This window comes from Paralcaligenes ureilyticus, assembly GCF_004346225.1.
Taxonomy (GTDB): domain Bacteria; phylum Pseudomonadota; class Gammaproteobacteria; order Burkholderiales; family Burkholderiaceae_B; genus Paralcaligenes; species Paralcaligenes ureilyticus.
In genome coordinates this window covers 210,962-234,918 of the sequence record NZ_SMAJ01000005.1, presented here as the reverse complement: position 1 = coordinate 234,918, position 23,957 = coordinate 210,962, and the positions used below count along the sequence as shown (strand labels likewise).

The window sequence follows — 23,957 nt, the reverse complement described above, 5'->3', positions numbered from 1 at the left end:
CCTTGTGGGCCCACCAAAAGAATCAAGGCTTGCGCCGGCAGTGCAGGGTTCTACCCTGCGAATCCGCCGGCGTCCAGAAACGCCTGCTCCTCGTCCGTCGTGATGCGCCCAAGCGCGACATTCCTATGGGGAAAACGCCCGAACCGCCGCACAATTTCACAATGCTCTTGCGCATACTTTATATCGCCCGGACTGTATCGTCGATAGAGTTCAAGTGCATAGCGCTGATCATCGATATTCTCCGAGTGCATAAAAGGCAGGCAAACAAACGACTTAAGTTCATCTTCAATGGCGGCGATGGCGTTCGAAGCGATAGCGGTCCGCGCATAAAACCGTGCCAGGGAATCCGTGGCATACATGTGCGCCGAACCGCGAAAGACATTGCGTGGAAACTGATCCAGCAAAAGGATCAAGGCCAACGCGGCGTAGGGATCGCTTAGCCAGTCGTCGTGTTCGCGCCGGGCTGCGGCAAAATGCAAATCAAAAAAGGCGTCGCGAAACGACTGATCAAAACCGGCATCTTTCCTGAACCAGCGCGCGGGGCCCGCATCGCGCCAAAAGCGCACCACCGCATCGGCCTCGGGAAACACCTTTCAGTGCCCCATTTTCTTGGCGCTGATACCGCCCGCCATACCCATGTTTTCCTTAGGGAAGTCGATCAATCGCACGCGTACATCGCGTTCCGGAATGCCCGTGATCTCGCTCGCGGTTTTGCTTAAAGACGCAATCAGCGCCGACTTGAGCTCTTCGGTGCGGCCCACAATAAACTCCACCTGATACATCACCGTGGCCGCGCCGAACTGGCCTGCATCCAGATAATGTTCACGGGGCAATTCGTGCAACATAACCCGTACGCTGGCCTGCGGCGCGCCGATGCTGTCGACCACAGCATTGCTGGAGCGTTCAAGCAACTGTTTTTTCTGATCGGAAGAAAGACCTTGGGTAGCGCTAATCGTAATGTATGGCATGCGAAATCTCTTAAGTAAGGTAATGGAAAAGAAGGGGTTCCGCCCCAATGCGTCTGCGGAACAACCTTTATATTATCTATGCAGCCAACGATCTGTACAAACCAGGATGGGCGGCGGCGGTCGGAATTAGCCTGGATGGTGGCTGAAATGGGCCTGGATGGCACCCACAAGGGGTGCCGCTACAAATGCATATCCGTGAATCATGTAGCGGCACCCCTTGTGGGTGCCATGCCCGCGTTATCCCACCTGCGAAGGACTCACACCGTCCAGGCGACGCGCCCAGGGCTCGACCTTGCGCAGACTTAGGCGTTTTTCCACCAGTTGGCGCATTTTTTCAGTCAGCGCGCCCACCGCCGCGAGCGCGCGCAGCTCGTCCGTATCCAGGCGATTGCGGTACAGCACATTCAGGATACGGCTTAACGTCCACGCCGGATACGGACGCTCCACGCGAGCCAGATTGCTATCGGGGGCCACCCAACCAGGCTCGAGTACCCGGTAATACCAACCCGTACGCCCGCTGGTTTGCACACGCAAGGCCATTTGCTCGACATTGAAACGGACATTTAATTTCCAGCAGGGCTGGCGCGGTTGGCTGACCTGTATAAGGGCATGCCCCAGCCTGAAGATATCGCCGGCCGACACCGTATCTTCGGTCAGGCCATAGGTCGAGATATTCTCGCCAAAACCGCCGACAGCCAGGTTTTGCACACCAGGCACGGCCGACAATTCAAACGCCCACATGGAATAGTGCTCGGCGGCGTAATGATGCACTGCTTTCTCGGGGCCGCCATGATGGCGCGGATCGCCTTGCTGGTCGGAGCCAAAGCCCGCAAAATCCAGAAATTCCGGCTCGGACAACGCCTGTTTATCTATGGCGCTTGGTTCGCCTCGCGGCCCAAAAGGCTGCGGCCTGCCTGCCCGCAACGACAGCAAGGGCCAAGTTGCCGATCTATTCTCCATCGCCACCGGCGCGTTCTTTCGACGATTGGGCCATAAGCCACCTGATTCAAGTGAGCCCATTATATATTCAAACATATCGACTATTTAAGCACCGCAACGGGCCATTCACGCAGATTTTCCTGGCCATACACGTTAATATCCGCGCAGGACAATGTCTTGAACCCGAGGCAAACGGCCGGTATTGGATGAAGATTTCTGCCGATGCGTTGTAATTCCATTTCCAAATCGATTGTGAACGCGAAAGCGAAGCATAGACAGTACATTAGGTATGGCAAGCAAAGCTGACAAAGCGCACGATTGATTTAGAAATGGAATAAGGTCCGGAACGGGAAAATACAGGATCAAGGGAACCTACTTGGCGCGGGCGGGTCATTAATGAGTTGCCGCGGTGTTGCGAAGATACGGCTTTGGTTGGCGAGGCATTCGTAGCGGACGGGGCATGTGGCACCCACAAGGGGTGCCGCTACATTAGCGGACGGTACGTCTGCTGACGGCCGGTTCGTTAGCGGCCGGTTCGCTTTGTAGCGCCACCCCTCGTGGGTGGCGCAATCCTTCACAACAAACACGACATTCACATGACATACGGATTGGCAATTGCAGTGGCTTCAACTACCCACCCACCCTTGCGCGGAGCATAAATGAATTGGAATCACGAGGTGCTCGATAGCGCTATCTGGATAGCGCAGGCTTATGCCATTACGGTGGTGCTGTCCGGTTTGACGATATGGGGTTTGGCCCGGTTCACCCTTTGGGGCCGGCAATTCTGGAATCTGGCAGGCGCCTATTTTTCTCCAAAACGCAGCTGGCGCCCGCTGGCCGCGCTGGCGTTCATCCTGTTTTTAACCTTGAGCGCCGTACGCCTCGACGTCTTGTTCTCGTCCTGGTACAACAATATGTATACAGCGCTGCAAAAGCTGGACGAAGCGCAATTCTGGTTTGCAATGTGGCTCTTCGCGGTACTGGCCACCATACACGTGGTTCGCTCGTTGATCGATTTTTACGTACAACAGGCCTTCGGCGTCCACTGGCGGGTGTGGCTTAACGAACAAATGCTGAGCCGCTGGATCGACCGCCAGGCTTATTATCGTTCGCAGTACCTGGAGCGCCCAATCGATAACCCCGATCAGCGCATACAGCAAGACGTCGCAACCTTCGTGACCACATCACTCACCTTGTCCATGGGTGTGGTCAACGCCCTGGTGTCGACCTTTGCCTTTACCCTGATTTTGTGGAATTTATCCGGCACGCTGGCCATCATGGGCCTGGACATACCACGCGGCATGGTGTTCCTGGTGTTCGTCTATGTGCTGATCGCTACCGTATTCGCCATACGCATCGGCCGCCCGTTGATCAGCCTGAATTTCCTAAGCGAGCGCTTCAACGCCGATTACCGCTATGCCCTGGTGCGCTTGCGCGAATACGCCGAAAGCGTGGCTTTCTATGCGGGTGAAAAAGTCGAAGGCGCCTTGTTGCGCAGCCGGTTTGCACAGATCATCGCAAACGCCTGGGCCATTATTTATCGCTCGCTGAAGTTTCTGGGGTTCAACTTTTCGGTCACGCAGACTGCCGTGGTCTTCCCCTTTATCATTCAGGCGCAACGTTTCTTCACCAAGAAGATCAGCCTGGGCGACTTGATGCAGACTGCGCAAGCCTTTGGCCGGCTGCAAGACAATCTGTCGTTCTTCCGCAATGCGTACGATAGCTTCGCCGCATACCGGGCGACCCTCGATCGCCTGACGGGCTTTACGACGGCTATCCAGAATTCATATACCTTGCCCGCGCCCAATACCCATGCCAAAGGCAAGCGGGTCGCCCTCGATCACCTGACTGTACGCACGCCTGACAATAAAATCCTGCTCGATCGCCTGTCGCTCGAAGTCCAGCCCGGCGCACCTCTTCTGATTCGCGGGGCGTCGGGTTCGGGCAAAACCACTTTGCTGCGCTCCATCGCCGGCCTCTGGCCCTACTGCGAAGGCGATATTATCCGACCCGACCACGACGTACTGTTCTTGTCGCAAAAGCCCTACCTGCCTTTAGGCAGCTTGCGTGAAGCCCTGTACTATCCCAACCAATTGCCCGACACAGAGCGTGCCATCGCATACACCAGCGGCGCAGCGGCGCAAGACCCATCCTCAAGTGGATCGAAGAACGCCATCAAAGACTTCGATAACGTGTTCGGCCCGGGCAATTTGCTGCTTGATCCTAAACGTTCAAACCCGCCCGATGATCGCGCCCAGGACATGCTGCGGCAAGTGCAGTTGGGTCATCTGGCCGCGCGCCTTGACGAAATCGCCGACTGGGGCCGCATCCTTTCGCTGGGCGAACAACAGCGCCTGGCCTTTGGCCGCCTGCTCCTGGCCGCGCCGGACGCGGCGTTTCTGGACGAAGCGACATCGGCCCTGGATGAAGGCCTGGAAGAATCCATGTATCGTCTTACACGCGAGCTTCTGCCTGACACAATCCTGCTAAGCGTCGGACATCGCAGCACGCTGACTGCGTATCACCCGCGGCAACTTGCGCTCAAAGGCGGCGGCGCGTGGGAATTGAGTTAAGGGATCGAACATGAACTACTTCATCATCAAACAGCTCCACATGAGCGCCGCGGCCTTAAGCATTATTTTCTTTGTCGTTCGCGCCTATTGGTCCATTACCGGCTCGGGCCTGCTTGCGCGCCGCCTCGTCAGAATCCTTCCCCATGTGATCGACACCGTGCTGCTTGTTTGCGGGGTTATTCTGACTTTCATGCTGGGCGGCCTGCAACCCTGGATCATCGCCAAGCTCGTGGCCCTGGTGTTATATATAGGCATAGGCACGATCGCCATCAAACGCGGCAAAACCGCCGGGTCGCGCGGCGCGGCAGCGTTGATTGCCATTGCCATATTCTTTTATATCGTGGGTGTGGCCATACGGCATAATCCCATGTCGTGGATGGGGTGAGGTTGTTTTATTTTGGATGAATGGCAGCCACAAGGGCTGCCGCTACAACATCCTATTTATCCACAACGAAACCCGATGACCTGATCACCGGCTCCCACCGTTGACGAAACGCGTCGATCAACTGCTCGGTCTTGGCGGCATCGGCCACGACGGGGATCAACCCGTTTTCCCGCAACGTTTTTTGCACGCTGGGTGTCGAGACGACTTCCATGATGGCCTTTCCCAGCATCCGGACTTCAGCATTGGGCATACTGGCCGGCGCAAAAAAGGCATTCCATCCCAGCGCCTCGAGCTTGACGCCGGCTTGCGTAAAGGTGGGTATTGCGGATAACTGCGGCTCGCGTTCCGTACCCGACGTGGCCAGAATTCGAATTTTTTTATTCAGGTGCTGCGCAACCTGCATGTCCAGTGTATCAACGGCAAACGGAACCGAATGGTCGATAAGATCGGCCATAGGCAACGCCGGATCCCGATGGCCGACGATTCCCGCCTTGACCCCGATTTTATCGGCCAGCATCAAGCCGACGAAATGCGACAGGCTGCCTGTTGCCGGCACGCTTAGCTTGAATTCATCGGGATGCGCACGCGCCCAATCGACCAGCCCCGCCAGATTTTTAATTGGGCTGTCGCTCGCCACGGCCACGCCGAACTGGTACTGGGCCACCATGGATACGGCCTTGAAGTCTGCCCGAGGATCGTACGCCAGCTTTTTATATACCAAAGGCGCCGCCACCATGACAGCCGGGTTGCTCAGCAACACCACATTTTTGGCCGGCGTAGCCTTCACATAATCGGCAGCGACTCGGCCACCTGCCCCTGTCCTGTTCTCGATAGTGATGAAGATACCCAAATTGCTTTGCAGTTCTTGCGCAATAATGCGGGCAGCCCGATCCGACGCGCCCCCCGGCGCATAGCCGACAATCATCGTCAGCGGCCCATCCAGCCTGCCGGGCCCGGCAAAAGCGGTGGCCGCCGCCAGGCCGGAACAGGCGGCGAAGACCAACGCCGCCATCTTCAACAAAATACCGCGCATACATTCTCCGAACCCACCGTCGCCATGATGACCAGCTTAACCAGCATTGCGCTCATCGATCAAATCAATGAGCGCGTACCAGCCAAACGGGGAGAAACAAAACGGGGGACAACAATTATGCGCCAAACAAGGCGGTTTACACCACTACCACGAGCCTATCAGGTGCTGCACCAGCAGGCTGCTGAGCAAAACCGACATCCACACGCCCAATCCCAGCAAAACTGGGCGGATGCCGGCCGTTGCCATGCGGCGCAGATCGGAGGACAGGCCAATTGCCGTCAGAGCCACGATAATCAGGAATTCGGCCATGAAATGGATCCCGCCATTCCAGGCTTGAGGAATCATGCCGCTTGAGCGCAACCCCGAGGCCGCCAGAAACCACAAGATGAACCAGGGAAAAATCCGCGCCAGGCTGAAATCGCCCGCGCCTTGCTTTTTACTGCGCCAGGCGACGTAACAGGCCAGCGCCAGACAAATCGGGATAATGAGTGTTGCGCGGGTGAGTTTGACGATTGTCGCGTAATCGCCAGCCGCCGTGCTGTAGCTGTAGCCGGCCGCCACAACGGACGAGGTATCGTTGATGGCCGTGCCGGCCCACATGCCAAAGCCGGCATCCGACATATGCAACCAGTGCCCCAGCAGGGGAAACGTCAGCACCGCGATAATATTGAAGATGAATATAGTGGAAATGGCAAACGCCGTTTCGTGGTCATCAGATTTGATGATGGGCGTGACCGCAGCAATGGCCGACCCTCCGCAAATGGCTGTACCTACGCCGATCAAAGTCTGAAGCTTGGGCGGAATCTTCAGCCACTTGCCCAACAGGTAGGCCGAACCAAACGCCACACAGATTGTCACGAACGTGACCGACAACGACTCTACGCCGGTCTTGGCCACCTGCTGAATGCTCAGGCCAAACCCCAGAGCGATAATCGACCACTGCAGTATCTTTTTGGAAGCAAACCCCAAGCCCGGCTTGAATACAGGGGCAACGCCCATTGAGTTGCGAATCAAAATGCCCAGAACAATTCCAAACACAGGGCCGCCGATAATGGGCGCCCAGCGACCCAGGAGCAAAGCGGCAATACCCACCGCCGCCGCCAACAACAAGCCATACAGAGGCGAAGGCTGCACGGACACGGGCCCGCGGTTTTTGGCGCCGGATCGCGGCGCGTGCGGCCGTGCTCCTGTTTGGGATCCGGCGTGGGGTGATGCGGCTATCATGGTGATCTCTTATGTATTAATGAATGAAAGTAATTTTAGGATTGCTTTATATATAAGAAAATTCATTAATGCTTATTAATGGTATAAAATTTACTGATGATTGGAGTCAGCTTTCGACAGATTGAGGTGTTCGCAGCCATTGCCGCTACCGGCAGCGTGCGCGCGGCTTCCGAGCGCCTGTTCGTAACGCAGCCTGCGGCCAGCATGGCCTTGGCCGAGCTGGAGCGTCAGTTGAATGCGCCGCTGTTCGATCGTATGCGGGGGCGCCTGTATCTCAGTTCGCGCGGTAAAGAACTGCTTCCCCTCGCCCAGGAAGTCATTGAACGCATGCATGAGATGCTGCGCCAGGCGGGCGGTGCCCAAGCGACCCTGACCGGCGAATTGCGCGTGGGTGCGAGCAACACGATAGGCAACTATCTGGTGGGAGAATTGCTCGGCCCCTTTATCGGCGCGCATCCAAAGGTGTCGCTGAGGGTCAGCGTCAACAACACCCGCAACATCATCGACGGGCTCCTCGAGCACAATATCGATGTGGGCTGCGTGGAGGGCCCCGTCAACCACCCACTGCTCGACGTGCAGACCTGGCGCGACGATGCGCTGGTGGTGTGCGCCGCGGCCCATCACCCTTTGACTCAAACCCAGCGCCTGCAGCCCCGGCATTTCAAGAATGCCAAATGGATACTGCGCGAGCCGGGTTCGGCCATGCGGGTATTAAGCCAACAAGCCTTGAATTCCCTGCCGCTTGGCCAGATCGTGCTGGAACTGGGGCAGGTCGAAGCCATAAAACAGGCGGTGATCGCGGGACTGGGCATTGCCTGCCTGCCGATAAACGCCACCGTGGATGCTGTCGCGTGCGGACGGCTGACCATTCTGGACACCCCGTTTCTGGATCTGCACCGGCGCTTGTCGCTGGTACTGCATAAGGCCCGTTACCGCGGCGCCCTGATCGAAGCCTTTGTGACAAGCCTGGAAATCGATCCACCCTGACCCAGGCAGTGCGCACTGCAAGATGCTGTCCTGCATGGGCAGCCCTATCAAAACGCCCTCTTTAAGGTTTTACTTCGCCATGACCACCCCTTTGGACTTGCCCGCCTATGAAACGATTGCCTTGGTGCTGCAAGGCGGCGGCGCACTGGGCGCCTACCAGGCGGGCGTGTTCCAGGGCCTGACCGAAGCCCACATCAAGCCCAACCGTTTTTCCGGCATCTCCATCGGGGCATTGAACATTGCCATCATCGCCGGCAACGCCCCGCGCAAACGCCTGGCGCGGCTTGTCGAATTCTGGGAAACCATCTGCCAGCCGGGCCTGGGCTTTGCCGCCAATCCTTTTATCGAACAAAGCCTGTTCAACCTTAACGACACAATGCGCCAGGGCATGAGCTTCTTGAGTGCGATGAACACCGTCATAGGCGGCCAGCAAGGGTTTTTCCGGCCGCGTTTTCCTGCGCCATCGCTGGATATAGCGGGCGAACCGGACAATACCAGCTACTACGACACCCAACCGCTTAAGGAAACACTGGAGCGCCTGTGCGATTTCGACCGCATCAACTCGGGCGAGCTGCACGTATCGGTGGGCGCCGTGAACGTCCGCACGGGCAATTTCACTCATTTCGACAACACCCAAATCGCCTTGAAGCCCGAGCATTTCATGGCATCAGCCGCCCTGCCGCCAGCCTTCCCGGCCATCGAAATCGAGGGCGACTATTACTGGGATGGCGGCCTGGTTTCGAACACGCCGTTGGCCGACGTACTCAATTCGCGCCCCCGCACCGACACCCTGGCCTTCCAGGTCGACCTGTGGAGCGCGCGCGGACGTGCGCCCGCCACCATGAATGAAGTATCCGATCGCATAAAAGAAATACAGTATTCCAGCCGCACGCGCCTGATTACCGACCAATTGCGCTGGACCCAGCACCTGCGCGTTCTGCTCTCGCATATTCTTGAAGATATTCCGGCGGACGTGCGAGCCCAGGATACCTATTGCAAGCTGGCCCAGGAGCTATCGAGCAGCAAGCGCTACAACGTGGTGCATCTGATTTATCGCGACAAGCCCTACGAACAACACTATAAAGATTACCAATTCAGCCTGGCCACCATGCGCGAACACTGGGCTGCCGGCCTGCAGGATATCCACGACACACTGAAAGATCCGACGCGCCTGGCCATGCCCGACAACGATTCCGGATTCGTCACGCACGACGTACACGGCGAAGAAATCGAGCGATCGATGCACAAACCCAAAACCGCCTAGCGGCGGGAGATGGCAGCCACAAGGGCTGCCGCTACATGAACGACGGGCACGTTTTTGTTGTAGCGGCACCCCTTGTGGGTGCCATTATTTCCAAAGAACAAAAGAACCAAAGCCGTCGCACGACTATCGTCCGCCTGGCTAAACAATGTCCTATCAGATATATCATTAACAACTAATGTTAAAACAATAGTTGCCTAGTCAGCTATGTAGCGCTAGAATGTTTTCCATGAAGAACGCACCGCACGCCATTTCCGGCCACGCAAACCCCACACGTCCCAACGGCGTGGCTTCCGCTGGGCGCTCGCCCACCTCCAGCCGCAAGGCGGGGGCCAAATCGGCGTTTTATCACCCCGACGAGCAATCGCTCAGGCAAGACAACAATATCGGCCATCTCATCAAGAATGTCTACGCGTCGATCAATCGCATGATCGACCAAGGTGTTGCGCCCATCGGCCTGACGGCCAAGCAATGGAAGCCGCTCATCATGATTTGCCACCACGACATCGATACCCCGGCGGAACTGTCTCGCGTGACGAACGTAGATACCGGCGCCATGACGCGCGTTCTCGATCGCCTTGAAGCCAAAGGCTTTATAAGCCGGCATCGCTGCCTGGAAGATCGCCGTGTGGTCAAACTGGCATTGACCGACAGCGGGCAACAGGTCATAGGAGGCATCCTCGGTCCTGTAGCCGATACATTGAACAATCACCTGGCGGGTTTTTCAAAACAAGAAACGGAGCTGCTGCTCGACTTCCTGCGACGCATGATTGCCAATGGCGCCAATCCAGCCGCGTGCGCCGATCCTGACGCAGAGCACGACCCGCAGATCAGACCGCCCCGCAGGCCGGATTCGTCAAAGGCATAACCCGGCGCCAACTACCGGATAACGTCTTCGGCGCCAGACACGCCTCCCTTTATCCCTATACCTCCAGCCTTTCGAAACTCACCTCACGTTTTGCATTGCCTCTACCGATTTTTACAGATTATTGTCTAGTCAGATACAGCCCTATCAAACATATTCAGTTTACTGTCAGCATGAAACTCCTCGCACCTCTACTACTCGTTACCGCGCTTACCGGCTGCGCCGCCATCAATCCTGGCGCACCTGCCGTGAAAGAGATTCAGGGCGCCCAGCTCGGCCTGCGCGATACCCCTATTGCGTGGCCTGTGGATCAGTGGTGGCAGCGCTACCAAGACCCGCAACTCGACCGCCTGATCGAACAAGCCCTGCGCAACAACCCGTCGATGGCCGCTGCGCAAGCGCGCCTGGGGATGGCCAATGCCGCAGTCAGCGGCGCGCGCGCCGTACAACTGCCTCAGCTTAATGCCGGGTACCAGATGACGCGCGAACGCTTTTCAGAAAACTACATCTACCCGCCTCCGTTTGCGGGCTCCATGCAAACCGATAACTCGCTGCAGCTGAACCTGGGCCTGGACCTGGACCTATGGGGTAAAAATCGCGCCCATTACACTGCCGCCGTCTCGCGCGCGGCCGCGGCCCAGGCCGACACGCAACTGGCTCGCAACGCGCTCATCAGCGCTGTCACGCAAAGCTATTTCAACCTGCAAAATTCGCTGGCGCAGCACCAAGTCATCGAACGTATCGTCAAACAGCTTGAAGATGTTGCCAAAATTACGCACCAACGGGTCACGGCAGGCCTGGACACCCAGGTCGAAGTCAATCAGGCGGATTCAGCGCTGTCGGCAGCCAGAGTTCAGTTAAGTCAGGTTGGCACCAACGCCGATTTGCTGCGTCATCAACTATCGGCGCTGACGGGTGAAGGCCCCGAGCAAGGTCGGGCCATCACGCGGGCGACGCTCGCCGCCGTGCCCGAAGGCGTGCCTAGCCAATTACCCATGAACCTGTTGGGACGCCGGCCCGATATCGTTGCCGCCAAGCTCCAGGTTAAAGCCAGTTCGAGCGAAATCTCCGCCGCCAAGGCAGAGTTCTATCCCGACATCAATCTATCGGCTTTTGCCGGATTCATGTCGCTGGGCCTGGATAATCTGCTCAAAGGCGGAAGCAAGGTATACGGCGCGGGCCCGGCCATTACGCTGCCGATATTCCATGGCGGTGCCCTGAATGCACAGCTCAATAGCAAGCGATCCGAGCGGGACCTGGCCATTGCCCAATATAACCAGACTGTACTGACGGCGGTGCGTGAAGTGGCCGATGCCAGCACAGCGATACGCGCCCTGCAAGGGCAGATTGTCGACCAGCGGGCGAGCTACAAAGCCATTTCATCGGCCTACGACATCGCGGTGCAGCGTTATCGCTCCGGCCTGGGCAATTACGTGCAAGTGCTGCTGGCGCAAAACGAAGTCCAGAAACAAGCCATTCTGGATACCGACCTGCGGGCACGCGCCTATAACCTCGACGCGCAACTGGCAACGGCGCTGGGCGGCGGCTACGACTCTGCGGCAACACCTGCCGCCGGCGTCCCGGCCACACCCGGCGCGGCGTCCGGCACCCGCAAATCCAACTGATACACGACTGACTGAAACACGAGAAAGCAATGACTACCGAAAACAAATCGGCCTCCAAACGCAAACCGCTGCTGCTTGGCGCAGCGCTAATATTTATTGTCCTGGGCATTGTCTACGCCATCTGGTGGGTGCTGGTGCTGTCGCACTACGAGTCCACCGACGATGCTTACGTACATGGCAATCTGGTGCAGGTCACCTCGCAAATTTCCGGCACCGTCATAGCCATTGAAGCCGACGATACGCAACACGTTCAGATGGGCGCTCCACTCATCAAGCTCGACGCCACCGATGCCGATGTCGCGCTTAAACAGGCCGAAGCCTCGCTTGCCCAGGCCGTACGCCATACGCGCACACTGTATGTGCAAAACGACGCGCTCAAGGCCGACGTCGCGCTGCAACAAGCCAATGTCGAGCGCGCCGAGGTGGATCTGAACAAGGCCCAAAGCGATCTGAAGCGCCGCCAGACCCTAGCTAAAACAGGCGGCATCAGCGGCGAAGAAATTCTGCATGCCCAGACGGCCGTGAAAGCTGCGCAGGCCGGCGTCGCTCAGGCTCACGCCGCATTGGCCGCCTCGCGGGCCAAGCTGCAAACCAACCAGGCCCTGACGACCGGCACGACGGTAGCCGCGCACCCCGACGTGCAACTGGCCGCCGACCGCGTGCGCAACGCCTGGCTTGCCCGTGCGCGCACTGCCCTGCCCGCCCCCATCAACGGCGTGGTCGCGCAGCGCTCGGTGCAGGTTGGCCAGCACGTCGCACCGGGCACGCCGCTGATGACGCTGGTTCCGCTGCAGCAAGTGTGGGTTGAAGGCAATTTCAAGGAAAACCAAGTGGCCCATATGCTGCCGGGCCAGAAGGTGGAACTTACCGCCGACGTTTATGGCGACAATGTGGTCTACCACGGCAAAATAGAAGGCATCGCAGCCGGCACCGGCAGCGCCTTTGCCTTACTGCCTGCGCAAAACGCCAGCGGCAACTGGATCAAGGTTGTGCAACGCATTCCCGTACGCATCTCGCTGGACCCCAAAGAATTGGCCGAACATCCCTTGCGCGTCGGCCTGTCAATGGTTGCCAAAGTGCACTTGGTCAAGCCCGACCAGAAGGACGCGGCGCAAGGCGAAAACTCCAAACTCGAAACCAATGTGTTTGAAGGCAGCAAAGACGGCGTGGACGCAGTCATTGACAAAATCATCAAAGAAAATCTTGAATCATGAGCAGCGACGAAACCGTCACCCCCTCGGCGCCTGCCAAGTCTAAACAACCTGTCTACGCGCCGCTGGAAGGCCGCGCCCGCATGTTCGGAACCATCGCGGTGTCAGCCGCGGTCTTCATGAACGTGCTGGACTCATCCATTGCCAATGTCTCCATCCCCACCATCGCGGGAGACCTGGGGGTGAGCGCCACTCAAGGCACTTGGGTGATTACTTCCTTTGCGGTAGCCAACGCGATCACGATTCCGCTGACGGGATGGCTGACACAGCGCTTCGGCCAGGTACGCCTCTTTGTCATGTCGATCTTCCTGTTCGTGCTGTCTTCATGGCTGTGCGGGCTCTCGTGGTCGATTGAATCGCTCGTGGTCTTTCGTATCATCCAGGGCGCAGTGGCCGGCCCGATGATCCCCTTGTCGCAATCCCTGATGCTGGCCAGCTACCCCAAGGAAAAGGCCGGCATGGCGCTGGCGCTATGGTCGATTACCGTATTGGTGGGGCCGGTGGCCGGCCCCCTGCTGGGCGGCGTCATTTCCGACAATTACAACTGGTCGTGGATTTTTTATATTAATGTGCCGGTAGGCCTGCTCGCCGGCTGGGGAACCTGGGAAATTTACAAAAGCCGCGATTCCCTGCGGGTCAGGCTGCCGATCGATCGCATCGGCCTGGCGTTGCTGATCCTATGGGTCGGCGCGCTGCAGTTGATGCTGGACAAAGGCAAGGAGCTGGACTGGTTTTCCAGCTCCGCCATTACCACCATGGCCATTGTGGTGGTCGTTTCCTTCGTATTTTTTGTGATTTGGGAATTGACCGCCAAACATCCGGTGGTCGACCTGACGCTTTTCAAAGGCCGCAACTTCACCTCGGGCACCGTTACCATTTCGGTCGCCTACGGCGTGTTCTTCGGCACCGTCGTGCTGCTGCCGCTATGGATGCAAAGCACGCTTGGGTACACGGCCACCGACGCCGGCATTGCCTCGGCCCCGGTAGGTATTCTCGCCATCATTTTTTCACCCATCGTGGGGAAAATGCTGGCCAAACGCGACCCGCGTTATATCGTGACCACTTCGTTCCTGATCTTTGCTCTCATCAGCTACATGAGAGCCGAATTCAATACCGACGTCGACATCGTCACCATCATGATCCCCACCTTCATCCAGGGTGCGGCCATGGCCATGTTCTTCATTCCCCTGACCACCATTACGCTTTCGGGCCTGGACCCGCATCGCATCCCCGCCGCCGCAGGCCTGACGAACTTCGTACGCGTGCTCTTCGGCGCATTCGGCACCTCGATTACCACCACCCTATGGGAAAACCGCGCTGTCCTGCATCACGCCCATTTGGCCGAAATTGCACGCCCCGGCCAACCCGCGTTCGATGCGGTCATGGCCGGCCTGCACACCAAGGGGATGACCCAGGCGCAATCGGCAACGCTCATCAACAATCTGATCAACCAGCAAGCGTTCACCATGTCGGCCGCCGACATATTCTATGCCTCGGCCATCCTCTTTCTGGTGCTGATCGGCCTGGTCTGGTTTGCCCGTCCGAAGAAAGTAATCGCCGATGGCAGCCTCGCCGCAGGAGCCCACTAAAATGAATCCGGCCGCCCCCAATCGCGGCCCTTCAGTTTGCGACCGGCTGGAGTTCTATGCTATAGTCTCGCTTCTTTAATTCCCCGATAGCTCAGTCGGTAGAGCGACGGACTGTTAATCCGCAGGTCCCTGGTTCGAGCCCAGGTCGGGGAGCCAAAAAAATCAAGCCTTTCAAGTCATTGAAGGGCTTTTTTTTTCGGCTATCGGGCGCAACGCGTTGACGGAGGCATGGCAGCCACAAGGGCTGCCGCTACATTATTGGCGGCTACGTTTTTGTAGCGGCAACCCTTGTGGCTGCCGAATCGCCAACAAAATAATGACCGTTATAAAGGCGGCACAAGGCCGTTCAATCCGACCGTGACGCGCGCGGCGCTGATTGAGCCATCCGGCTGCTTTATTGCGCGAATCGATACATGCTCGCCCGGCTTGAGCACACCGCGATTGCTCGGAGACAACATAACGATCGGCACACCGTCCGGTATTTGCACCTGCTGCTCGCCGCCCTTGTAATGCAAGGTCAATACTCGCCCATGCACGGCGGTTACGACTTTATTCACTGTGGCGTTGGTCATGGTGTTTTCGTGGTCCATAGGGCGATGACCCTCTCCTGTGCCGCGCATGCTCTCGGGAAAAATATGCACTTCCAACGCCACCAACTGGCCATTGGGCCCCGGACGGGCCGCCGTACCGACGAATTTGCCGATGGTGATATCGGCCAGGCTGGCAGCCGCCATAGCCGTGACCTGGACCGCATCGTCAAGTTTCACATTGAAGACGGCAGCATCGCTGGCTTTTACCGTCAGGACGGAATGATCGAGCTTTTCGATTTCACCACGTACCCGCAGCGGTTGCGCGAAAGAGGAGGCAGAAACGGTCGCCAGCAGTAGCGCGACCAAGAGGTGGGCAAGTTTCATGATGTGTTTTCCGGTGAGGCAAGCCCGCCTGGGAAATAACGCAAACGGTTCTTGCACTTTACCGCGGAAAAACCGCTGCGTAACAGGAATCCGCCGCGCAAGAAGTTAAAAATAATTTGTTTTCTGAGCAAGTGTCAGGTTAATGTCAGCTTCGTGTAGGCATTATGCAAGCATAATCAAGCAATATAGAATGCACAGGGTGGGAGCTTCTACAATAAACGCCCCTCCAGCGTAAACCTGTACAACGAAAGGTGCTGGAAAAGCTGTGAACAGAAGACGGGATCTCGGCGCGCAACGCCAAAATACTTGCAACGTTACAACATGTACATGTACTCATCTACTATTGATCAACGGACCTAAGTGAACCCAGTGCATCCGGCATAAAGGCAGCCACAAGGGCTGCCTCTACAAGGGAGCGCACTCTGTAATCCGAAAGAAGCGTTGAATGGCGCATCTGGTGCACAGGCCCCAAAAGGGACGCGGCACCGACAGGGAAGGCATCATGACCAAGATTGTGGTAATTGAACGTAATGTTTTCTTTAGAGCTGGAATTGTGCAATTGCTGTCCGGCCTGACACCCGAGGTCACCGTATCGGGACACGCCTATTCCGACCTGGACGTGGAGCCCGATAAAACTCGTCAGGCCACGCTGGTATTGCTATCTGTTTCGTCGCCCGAAAGACGAGACTCGCTGATTGCAGCCAGTAACCGGGCCTATTCGCCAAAGTCCATGATACTCATGTCGGAAGGCGAGCCTACCACGGACTCCATGCAAGGGTTGCCGGCCGTCGTGGCCGGGCTGATCAATAAACAGTCCGCGCCGGAAGTCTTTCTTGCCTGTGTCAGAGTCGTGCTCGCAGGAGGGCTCTGCTTCCCCCAGCGCATGGGCGACGCCCCCGAAATACCGCATCGGTCGACCAACATTCCCGACACGGAGATATCCGGCAAGAGCGAGAGCAAGCCGGTTCCCGCGGGTACCGAGGCCGCCATGCTGGGACTCACGCCCCGACAATACGAGGTGCTTGTTTTGTTGGCCCGCGGGAATCCCATAAAAGCGGTAGCACGCAACCTGAATATTTCAGTCGCTACGGCCAAGGTGCACACCGATAGCGTGTACCAACGGCTCGGCGTACATAATCGCGGCGAGGCAATTTATGCGGCCTCGGCACGAGGTGCCAGGCTGGGACGGGCCACGTCGGACCCAGCACCGACAGCGCACTTTGACGGCCGTGAAGGGTAGTGTCTTATAGGCTCACACACTGTCGGTTCGACGATGCGGCCTCGATTGTCGACGATTTTGGCAGTCACAAAGGCTGCCACTACAAGCGACGAGCCCATCCCTGTTTTTTGCGCCGAGGGTCCATGATTTCATCATTCGTTCTCCGGCCTGTCCACACGGCGGCGCTGGGCATAAGCGCCGTGTTCATGTTGTCGGCGATGGCGCACGCGGCACCTACCCCGCCTACGGCCTCTCAGCTGGCACCGGAGCGAACGGCCGGGGTTCCCATCGTCGATGGTCAGATCGACAGGGCGATTGCTCAGCTCGACGCCTTGGCCGATAGCGTTATGAAAAAAAGCGGCATACCCGGAATGTCGGTAGCCGTTGTCAAAGACGGCAAAACGGTCTATGCCAAGGGTTTTGGCGTACGAAAAATCGGCGAAGACGCGCGGGTTGATGCCGACACTGTGTTTCAACTGGCATCATTGTCAAAAGCTCTTGGGTCCACCGTCGTTGCGCATCAGGTGGGCGAAGGCATTATTCGCTGGAAAACTCCCGTCGTAAAACACCTGCCATGGTTCGCACTGGACGATCCGTGGGTGACGCAACACGTCACCATCGGCGACCTGTTTTCGCATCGCTCGGGCCTGCCCGATCTGGCCGGCGAAGATTTAATAAACCTGGGCTACAATAAACAGGAAATCATCAAAAGCCTGCGATTCCTGCGGCTCAAGCCATTTCGCAATTCATACAGCTACAGCAGTATGGGGTTGACCGCCGCCGCCGAATCCGTCGCAGCGGCATCGGGCGAAGACTGGGCGACGCTGTCGCAGAATGTGTTGTACGGCCCACTAGGCATGAGCTCTACCAGTTCGCGCTATGCCGATTTCGCAAAGCGCAGCGATCGCGCTTACGCGCATATCCGCGGCGCGCACGGCTTCGAGGCCATCTACACACCGCAAACCGACTCCCAGGCGCCGGCAGGAGGGGCCAGTTCTTCAGCCAATGACATGGCTAAATGGATGGCCATGGTATTGCAGTACGGCCGCTATCAAGGCCGCCGGATCGTCGCCAAAGACGCACTATTGCCGGCCATCACGCCCCAGACCCTAACGCACCGGCCCACCTCGGCCAGCGCCCGGTCATCTTTTTACGGTTATGGTTTTAACGTAGGCATCCAGCCCAGCGGACGAGTGATGCTCAGTCACTCCGGCGCGCTAACGGAGGGCGTGGCAACAACGTTCGAGTTGATCCCTTCGGCCCATGTCGGAATCGTGGTACTAAGCAATGCCTCGCCCGTAGGAGCCGTCGAAGCCTTGGCGGTGGAGTTCACCGAGCTGGTCCAGCTTGGCACCATTACCCGCGATTGGTATAGCCTCTACGCCAACGCGATGGCAGGGATGGACACGCCTTTTGGCGAGCTCGCGGGGCAACATCCGCCCATGCAGGCGAATACAGGTTCGCCGCCGGCGTCCTACACAGGCACCTACACCAATAACTACTTTGGCCCCATCACCGTCAAAGACCATGCCGGCAAGCTTTTGCTGACTATTGGGCCGCAAAACCGGAAATATACACTTCAGCCCTGGGGCAAAAACAGATTTGTATTCCCGCTTTCAACGCAATATGAACCGCCCGGCTCCGTCTCGTCTGCCGACTTCACCATGAGCGATACGGGAAAGGGAAAAAGCCTGATGATCGAATTCCTCAACAGGAACGGCCAGGGCACTTTTGTGAGGCGGGGGAATTAAGGGCTGCCATTCTGTTTTTGTAGCGGCACCCCTTGTGGGTGCCAGAATCGCCGACAATAAAGGCGGCGTTTTGCGTCGATGACAGGCACAAGGCCTGTCGCTACAAAATTCACGTTCACATTTCGTAGCGGCACCCCTTGTGGGTGCCATAAAACCGTTGACCGTCAAGGCCAACTATCGAAAACATCGAACTCAAACTCGGCCTGCCTGGAAATCCGGGGATAGTGGCCTTACTATATCGTCGGACGCCGTGCCGCAGAACCTATTGGCCATCCATCCTGAAAACCAGAATCGCACCACTGCCATCACACTCATGACGACTTCCCCTGCGCCGCAATACTGGACTGAACAGCTCATCGCACTAAGCCCGCCGCGCGCAAAGTCTTTGGTCATGACCTTGTTTGGCGATGTAATCCGACCGCACGGCGGCGCCCTTTGGCTGGGGAGCCTGATCCGGCTACTGGCGCCCTTTGGCGTTAACGACCGCTTGGTCCGCACCAGCGTGTTTCGCCTGGCCGAAGAAGGCTGGCTTAGCGCCCAGCGCGAGGGGCGTCGCAGCCTGTACGCATTGAGCAGCACAGCGGCACGCCGCTTCGAACTGGCCTACCGACGGATCTACGAACCCGCCAGCCTGGAGTGGGACGGCATATGGACGCTGGTATTTGCCGCCGCCGATGCACTCAACGCCAAACAGCGCGCCGATCTACGCCGCGAATTGCTTTGGGAAGGTTTCGGGTCCGTCGCACCCATGGTTTTCATACACCCGCGCGCCAATCACGACACGCTCGACGACATACTGACTCGCGCCCGGATCAAATCCAAGGTCTTTGTATGCTCCGCCACTCAGACCGAGGCGCTGGAAGGCCGGCCGCTGGGCGACCTGATCGGCCAATGCTGGCAGTTGGGCGCCGTTGCCGACGACTACGAGGCCTTTACCGCCCGCTTTGCGCCGGCGCAAGCACTCCTCGAACAAAAAAAGGCGATCGATCCAGAGCAGGCTTTCATTATTCGCACTTTATTGATACACGAGTATCGACGCCTGCATCTGCACGACCCGCTATTGCCGCTGGAGTTGCTGCCCGCGAACTGGGCGGGCACTCGCGCTTATGAGCTTTGCCGCGCCATTTACAGCTTAAGCGTCGAACGCGCCGAGCGTTATATTCTGGACACCCTGCGACGAGAAGACGATCACGCACCCGAAGCCGCCCCCTACTTCTATCAGCGTTTCGGTGGTTTGCTGACGCCTTGATCGCAGTAGCGGCATATGTCCGCGAAAGGATGACGCCTCAAGAACAGCGCCTCCATTTATATCTAATCGCTATTAGTATACTAATAAATAGTCGTTCTTATAATAAGAAAAAGTTGAAATAATAGTGCCTGGGTTTTATCGACCATTATTTCAGGGGTCATGCATGAAAAAAATTATCGCGCTTGTGATCGGCATGGGTTTTGCCTCATTGAGCTTTGCCGCCACACCTTTGCTCACGCCCGCAGAGCTCAAGCCATTGATAACAGACCCGGCGGTGCGCGTGATCGATGTGCGTCCCAGCAAAGAGTACAACAGCAACCATATACCAGGCGCCGTATCCGCCCCCTACGGGAAATGGCGCGGCCCGGCGACCAACCCGGGAGAACTCCCGCCGCTGGCAAAATTGACCGCGCTCATCCAAAGCCTGGGGCTTAGCCCCGATACACACGCCGTGGTGGTTTCTTCCGGTGCCGATTCAACGGACTTCGGCGCATCCGCGCGAGTTTACTGGACACTGAAAGTCCTGGGGCTGAAAGATTTATCCATTCTAAATGGCGGCGTCAAAGCGTGGAGCGCCGCTTCATTGGAACAGGATCGCGCCGCCGTCAAGGTAACCCCCAGTGCATACACTCCAACGCTGGATCAAAACCTCATCGCATCGCGCGACGAAGTTGCCAAGCAAATCGGCAATCCCCATACCCGGCTGATCGACGCGCGTCCTCCGGAATTTTTCAATGGTGACGTTCGCCATCCCGCCGCGAAAATATCAGGCACGATCCATACCGCCATTAATTTCGACAACGACAAATGGTTCAAACCCGGCACCTCGACTTTTGTCTCCGCCCAGGATGCCCAAAAAATCTGGACCAAGTCAGGAATCAAAGGCGAGAGCGAGGACGTGTCCTTCTGCAACACAGGTCACTGGGCCGCCACAAACTGGTTTGCCATGTCGGAAGTTCTAGGCAAGAAAGACGTCAAGCTATACCCGGGATCCATGGTCGACTGGACCCAGGCCCCGACTCCCCTGGCGATGGACAATGTGCCAAGCCGCGGCAAGCAGCTCGTTTATGATGCCAAGGCGTGGTTCACTAAAATCTTCCAGTAATACCTATGCGACCCTTCATGAGCCGCTTGCCACTGGCGGCCCTCGTGGCCGCTTTTTTTGTCGGCCTGGCCTGGTTCGTATCGGCGCGTCAGGCGCTGTTGCTGTTGGTCGGCGTCGGTTTGGGCAGCGTTTTAGCCTCCACGCGCTTTAGCTTTACCACCGGCTGGCGGCGGCTTATTCTAAGCCGCGATCCACGCAGCGTTATCGCGCAACTGACACTATTGGCTGCGGCAGCGGCGATTTCGATGCCTTTGCTGGCGCGGTTTCCCACAGAGCTCAATGCCGCGCTTGGCCCTCCCAGCATCAGCCTTCTGGTGGGCGCATTCGTGTTTGGGCTAACCATGCAGATCGCCGACGGCTGCGGCTCGGGCACACTCTACAAAGCGGGCCTTGGCGTCCCGCTCAATATGACCATTCTTCCATTATTTGCGCTGGGCAGCTTTATAGGCTCGGCGCAGATGGACTGGTGGCTGGCGCTTGGAAACGTCAACCCCATCGGCTTGGTGCAGTTATACGGACCCATCGAAGCCTTCGGCATTACCTGCCTGGGTTTGATTGTCCTGGCGTTGGCGGCCTTGATCTGGTCAGGTAAAAAGACGCCCTGGTTTGACCGGCGGCTACTGATCGGAGCCATCGCCCTCGCCGTGCTGATGGGCTTGAACCTTATCATTGCCGGCCAGCCATGGGGCATCGTGTACGGGTTCGGACTGTGGGCCGCCAAAATCGCAACGGCCAGCGGCTTCTTCAACCCCAGTCATAACTGGTTTTGGAGCCAGCCGGACAATTCCCAAATACTCTCTCAGTTCGTGCTATTGGACGTTACTTCCATTACCAATATCGGCGTACTGGCCGGCGCATTGTTGGTGTCGGCCGGCAAGCCGCCGGCCCGGGCGCCACGCCTGACGCCGACCCAATGGGCCGCGGGACTGGTTGCGGGTTTTGTCATGGGATACAGCTCACGGCTCGCCTTCGGCTGCAATGTCGGCGCCGTGTTCAGCGGCATATCAACCGGCAGCCTCCACGGCTGGATTTGGGTGCCCATGGCGTTTTGCGGTACGCTGATCGGAGTTCGTCTGCGCCGATATCTCAATTTTTCCGGATAGCCGTGAAGACTTTTTCTTTTCGTCTGATTTTTTGGACTCTATTGATCGTCTTTATAGGGTGGGATGCCGTGGCGTCTCCACCCATCAATGTGCGCCTGGAACCACCGCTGATCGCGGCGGGATCGGGGCAGGCTTCCACCGGAGGGCACTGCTCTTCGGCGCACTGAACCGCTCAGCCGATACGAAGTTTGTCCCCCAACCATACCGCTTGTGATTGGGTCTTGATTTGCGCGACGCGCTGATCAACCTGTTCCTGGGTGATTGAACTAACCGGGTGGCTAATAATGATCGGCTCCAGTTCCGCCATGCCCAAGGCCGTACGGGTCAAAGCGGTTTCGCGCACGAATTCCGTGGTAACGATGGCGGCAGTGGGTATGCCGCGTTTTTCCAGTGCGATGGCGTCACGTATGCACGCCGAGGTGCATGAGCCGCAATCGCCGATTGCGGTCAAAACAATATCGTTTTCGGCGGCAATTTTTTCGATCAATTCGGGAAACGCGTCTTTTGAGAAACTGTGCTTCACGTAATAATTCACTTGGGCAAACTTGACGCTTTCGCCCAAGGCGGCCATGGCGCCGCGCAGCAGCTTGTTGGCATTCCACTTGGCATTGTCCAGGACGCCCAGGCGCAAGCCGTCGAGCTTGCCAGCCCGTGGGGCCAGCGCAACATTCTCGGCGCGAATGAGCCCGCGCGGATCATAAACGCGAACTTGGCGGGTATCGACTTTTTGCAACATAACAAGCCTCTTGAGATTAAAGGGCGCAGGCGCCGTCGGTGCAGTCGGATTCTACGGTGTCGACCCTTGGATCGATCGCACGCAAGACCGGAGTGCTCATGTGTCCCCAGCCCGGGATCAAGCCCGAGAACTGGCCGGCGTCGCCGCCGATGACGAACAGGTGGATGTGATCGGGGCTGGGTGTGATGGGGATGATCGTGTCCGGCTCGCGCTTGTACCACTTGGGCAGATTGCGGTTATAAACCTTGCCATAACGATGCCCGTACGCCAGATCGATAAAGCGGTTGCCATGGTTGGTCCAGATATAGTTGCGAATGTCGGCACGCGACCAACCGTGGCGTGCGATCGCATGCGCATGCTCCATCCCCAGTACGACCGTGCAGTGGCCTCCAAGCACGGCGCTGTTCGAGGCAATGGTGCTCATGGCCGAGCAGATCGTGTCCAGAATGCCTTCGGGATCATTGGCAATATGATTGGTGACACTATGCAGCGCTTCGGCCGCGATGACGAACACTGTGCTGTCTTCAGCCTTGTAGCCATGTTCCACGTGATACGGCGCGAGCGGGCTTGCGGCTTCATTTTCAGCTACGCAATAGGTGTATTTTCCCGGATGGCCCAAGGTGCTCTTGTCCAGGTCGCCCGGCCAGCCGCCGCCGACATTCAACATGATCAACCGAACCGCGCGGCCGATAGTGGCGTTGGCGCGATTGCCGGACCCGAAGGCATTGCATCCCGCATTCATGCCGATTTCCCGGGCAATAGGACCGTTTACCACGATAAGCGGCGAGGCTACATGCGTAGTCGCCTGGACACCATTGAGATTGAATGCCGGGTCGGTAAGGGCCAGCATGGCCGCCCGCACGACCGGGGCGTATTCAGGCTTGCATCCCGCCATCACCATATTGATGGCCAGGATTTCGCGGCTAAGCTCGCCCCAACGCGGCGCCACACGGCACTCGACGAATTCCGGCTTGCCTCCCAAAGCCGCAACGACTTCAGACACTTTTTCCTGGGTGGGCGGAACGACGGGCAAGCCGTCGGTGAATCCGCGTTCGAAGTAATACTCCACCAGATCCACATCGGGGCTGACCATCTCCATTGTTAATTCAGTGCGTTCCAATGTTGCCGCCATGTCGAAGCTCCTTACGGTGAATGCTGGGTTCATCCAAGAATACCGAATCAAGCCTATTTATGACAATAACAATCTATTTCTTTTTATT

At 57.6% G+C, this 23,957-nt stretch carries 22 protein-coding genes and 1 tRNA gene; 15 read left to right on the top strand and 8 right to left on the bottom strand.

Annotated features, from left to right (window positions below; translation table 11 throughout):
- Positions 1-50: 50 nt before the first annotated feature.
- From EDC26_RS09390 to EDC26_RS09380, 3 genes are all read right to left on the bottom strand, one after another.
- Positions 51-590, bottom strand: a complete 540-nt coding sequence (locus EDC26_RS09390) for a DUF924 family protein (RefSeq protein WP_132581828.1) — start codon at positions 588-590, stop codon at positions 51-53.
- Between the two features lie 3 nt (positions 591-593).
- On the bottom strand, positions 594-968 hold the full coding sequence (locus tag EDC26_RS09385) for a tautomerase family protein (RefSeq protein ID WP_132581826.1): 375 nt from the start codon (positions 966-968) through the stop codon (positions 594-596).
- Between the two features lie 237 nt (positions 969-1,205).
- Positions 1,206-1,928: an MOSC domain-containing protein gene (locus EDC26_RS09380; RefSeq protein ID WP_132581824.1), complete on the bottom strand. Its 723-nt coding sequence runs from the start codon at positions 1,926-1,928 to the stop codon at positions 1,206-1,208.
- 638 nt (positions 1,929-2,566) lie between these two features.
- Between EDC26_RS09380 and EDC26_RS09375 the strand changes: the two genes are divergently transcribed.
- A complete protein-coding gene (locus EDC26_RS09375) occupies positions 2,567-4,480 on the top strand; it encodes an ABC transporter ATP-binding protein/permease (RefSeq protein ID WP_132581822.1) in 1,914 nt (637 codons plus the stop codon).
- Between the two features lie 10 nt (positions 4,481-4,490).
- Entirely contained in the window at positions 4,491-4,865 is a 375-nt protein-coding gene (locus EDC26_RS09370; protein ID WP_132581820.1) for a SirB2 family protein, read from the top strand.
- Between the two features lie 52 nt (positions 4,866-4,917).
- Here the strand turns inward: EDC26_RS09370 and EDC26_RS09365 are convergent, their stop codons facing one another.
- A complete protein-coding gene (locus EDC26_RS09365; RefSeq protein WP_132581818.1) occupies positions 4,918-5,898 on the bottom strand; it encodes a tripartite tricarboxylate transporter substrate-binding protein in 981 nt (326 codons plus the stop codon).
- Between the two features lie 144 nt (positions 5,899-6,042).
- A complete protein-coding gene (locus EDC26_RS09360) occupies positions 6,043-7,122 on the bottom strand; it encodes a YeiH family protein (RefSeq protein WP_132581816.1) in 1,080 nt (359 codons plus the stop codon).
- A gap of 96 nt (positions 7,123-7,218) precedes the next feature.
- Between EDC26_RS09360 and EDC26_RS09355 the strand changes: the two genes are divergently transcribed.
- The 7 genes from EDC26_RS09355 (at position 7,219) to EDC26_RS09325 (ending at position 14,816) form a co-directional block, all read left to right on the top strand.
- On the top strand, positions 7,219-8,109 hold the full coding sequence (locus EDC26_RS09355) for a LysR substrate-binding domain-containing protein (RefSeq protein WP_132581814.1): 891 nt from the start codon (positions 7,219-7,221) through the stop codon (positions 8,107-8,109).
- A gap of 79 nt (positions 8,110-8,188) precedes the next feature.
- Positions 8,189-9,373, top strand: a complete 1,185-nt coding sequence (locus EDC26_RS09350) for a DUF3734 domain-containing protein (protein WP_243700849.1) — start codon at positions 8,189-8,191, stop codon at positions 9,371-9,373.
- 226 nt (positions 9,374-9,599) lie between these two features.
- Positions 9,600-10,238, top strand: a complete 639-nt coding sequence (locus tag EDC26_RS09345; protein WP_132581810.1) for a MarR family winged helix-turn-helix transcriptional regulator — start codon at positions 9,600-9,602, stop codon at positions 10,236-10,238.
- A 170-nt stretch (positions 10,239-10,408) separates the two neighbouring features.
- Complete coding sequence (locus EDC26_RS09340) at positions 10,409-11,860, top strand: efflux transporter outer membrane subunit (protein ID WP_132581808.1); 1,452 nt, start codon at positions 10,409-10,411, stop codon at positions 11,858-11,860.
- Between the two features lie 29 nt (positions 11,861-11,889).
- The gene (locus EDC26_RS09335) at positions 11,890-13,074 is read left to right on the top strand and encodes an HlyD/EmrA/EmrK family protein (protein WP_132581806.1); all 1,185 of its coding nucleotides are present in this window, start codon (positions 11,890-11,892) and stop codon (positions 13,072-13,074) included.
- Complete coding sequence (locus EDC26_RS09330; protein WP_132581804.1) at positions 13,071-14,660, top strand: DHA2 family efflux MFS transporter permease subunit; 1,590 nt, start codon at positions 13,071-13,073, stop codon at positions 14,658-14,660. The genes EDC26_RS09335 and EDC26_RS09330 overlap by 4 nt, the downstream gene beginning before the upstream one ends.
- Before the next feature lie 80 nt (positions 14,661-14,740).
- Positions 14,741-14,816, top strand: a tRNA-Asn gene (locus tag EDC26_RS09325).
- A gap of 167 nt (positions 14,817-14,983) precedes the next feature.
- Here EDC26_RS09325 and EDC26_RS09320 read toward each other — a convergent pair.
- Positions 14,984-15,574 carry a hypothetical protein gene (locus EDC26_RS09320; protein ID WP_132581802.1) on the bottom strand — a complete coding sequence of 197 codons (591 nt, stop codon included), beginning with the start codon at positions 15,572-15,574 and terminating at the stop codon, positions 14,984-14,986.
- Between the two features lie 502 nt (positions 15,575-16,076).
- Between EDC26_RS09320 and EDC26_RS09315 the strand changes: the two genes are divergently transcribed.
- The 6 genes from EDC26_RS09315 (at position 16,077) to EDC26_RS20120 (ending at position 22,168) form a co-directional block, all read left to right on the top strand.
- Positions 16,077-16,814: a response regulator transcription factor gene (locus EDC26_RS09315; RefSeq protein WP_165930974.1), complete on the top strand. Its 738-nt coding sequence runs from the start codon at positions 16,077-16,079 to the stop codon at positions 16,812-16,814.
- A 122-nt stretch (positions 16,815-16,936) separates the two neighbouring features.
- Positions 16,937-18,544, top strand: a complete 1,608-nt coding sequence (locus EDC26_RS09310; protein WP_132581798.1) for a serine hydrolase — start codon at positions 16,937-16,939, stop codon at positions 18,542-18,544.
- 313 nt (positions 18,545-18,857) lie between these two features.
- Complete coding sequence (paaX, locus tag EDC26_RS09305; protein ID WP_132581922.1) at positions 18,858-19,793, top strand: phenylacetic acid degradation operon negative regulatory protein PaaX; 936 nt, start codon at positions 18,858-18,860, stop codon at positions 19,791-19,793.
- Positions 19,794-19,956: 163 nt separating this feature from the next.
- Positions 19,957-20,898 carry a sulfurtransferase gene (locus EDC26_RS09300; protein ID WP_132581796.1) on the top strand — a complete coding sequence of 314 codons (942 nt, stop codon included), beginning with the start codon at positions 19,957-19,959 and terminating at the stop codon, positions 20,896-20,898.
- A 17-nt stretch (positions 20,899-20,915) separates the two neighbouring features.
- On the top strand, positions 20,916-22,001 hold the full coding sequence (locus tag EDC26_RS09295) for a YeeE/YedE family protein (protein WP_132581794.1): 1,086 nt from the start codon (positions 20,916-20,918) through the stop codon (positions 21,999-22,001).
- Between the two features lie 2 nt (positions 22,002-22,003).
- A complete protein-coding gene (locus EDC26_RS20120) occupies positions 22,004-22,168 on the top strand; it encodes a hypothetical protein (protein ID WP_165930973.1) in 165 nt (54 codons plus the stop codon).
- A gap of 5 nt (positions 22,169-22,173) precedes the next feature.
- Here EDC26_RS20120 and EDC26_RS09290 read toward each other — a convergent pair whose 3' ends face one another.
- Both EDC26_RS09290 and EDC26_RS09285 read right to left on the bottom strand, forming a co-directional pair.
- Positions 22,174-22,737, bottom strand: coding sequence for a UGSC family (seleno)protein (locus EDC26_RS09290; protein ID WP_132581792.1), 564 nt, complete (start codon positions 22,735-22,737; stop codon positions 22,174-22,176).
- 16 nt (positions 22,738-22,753) lie between these two features.
- Positions 22,754-23,869, bottom strand: a complete 1,116-nt coding sequence (locus EDC26_RS09285; RefSeq protein WP_132581790.1) for a hypothetical protein — start codon at positions 23,867-23,869, stop codon at positions 22,754-22,756.
- Between the last annotated feature and the right edge of the window lie 88 nt (positions 23,870-23,957).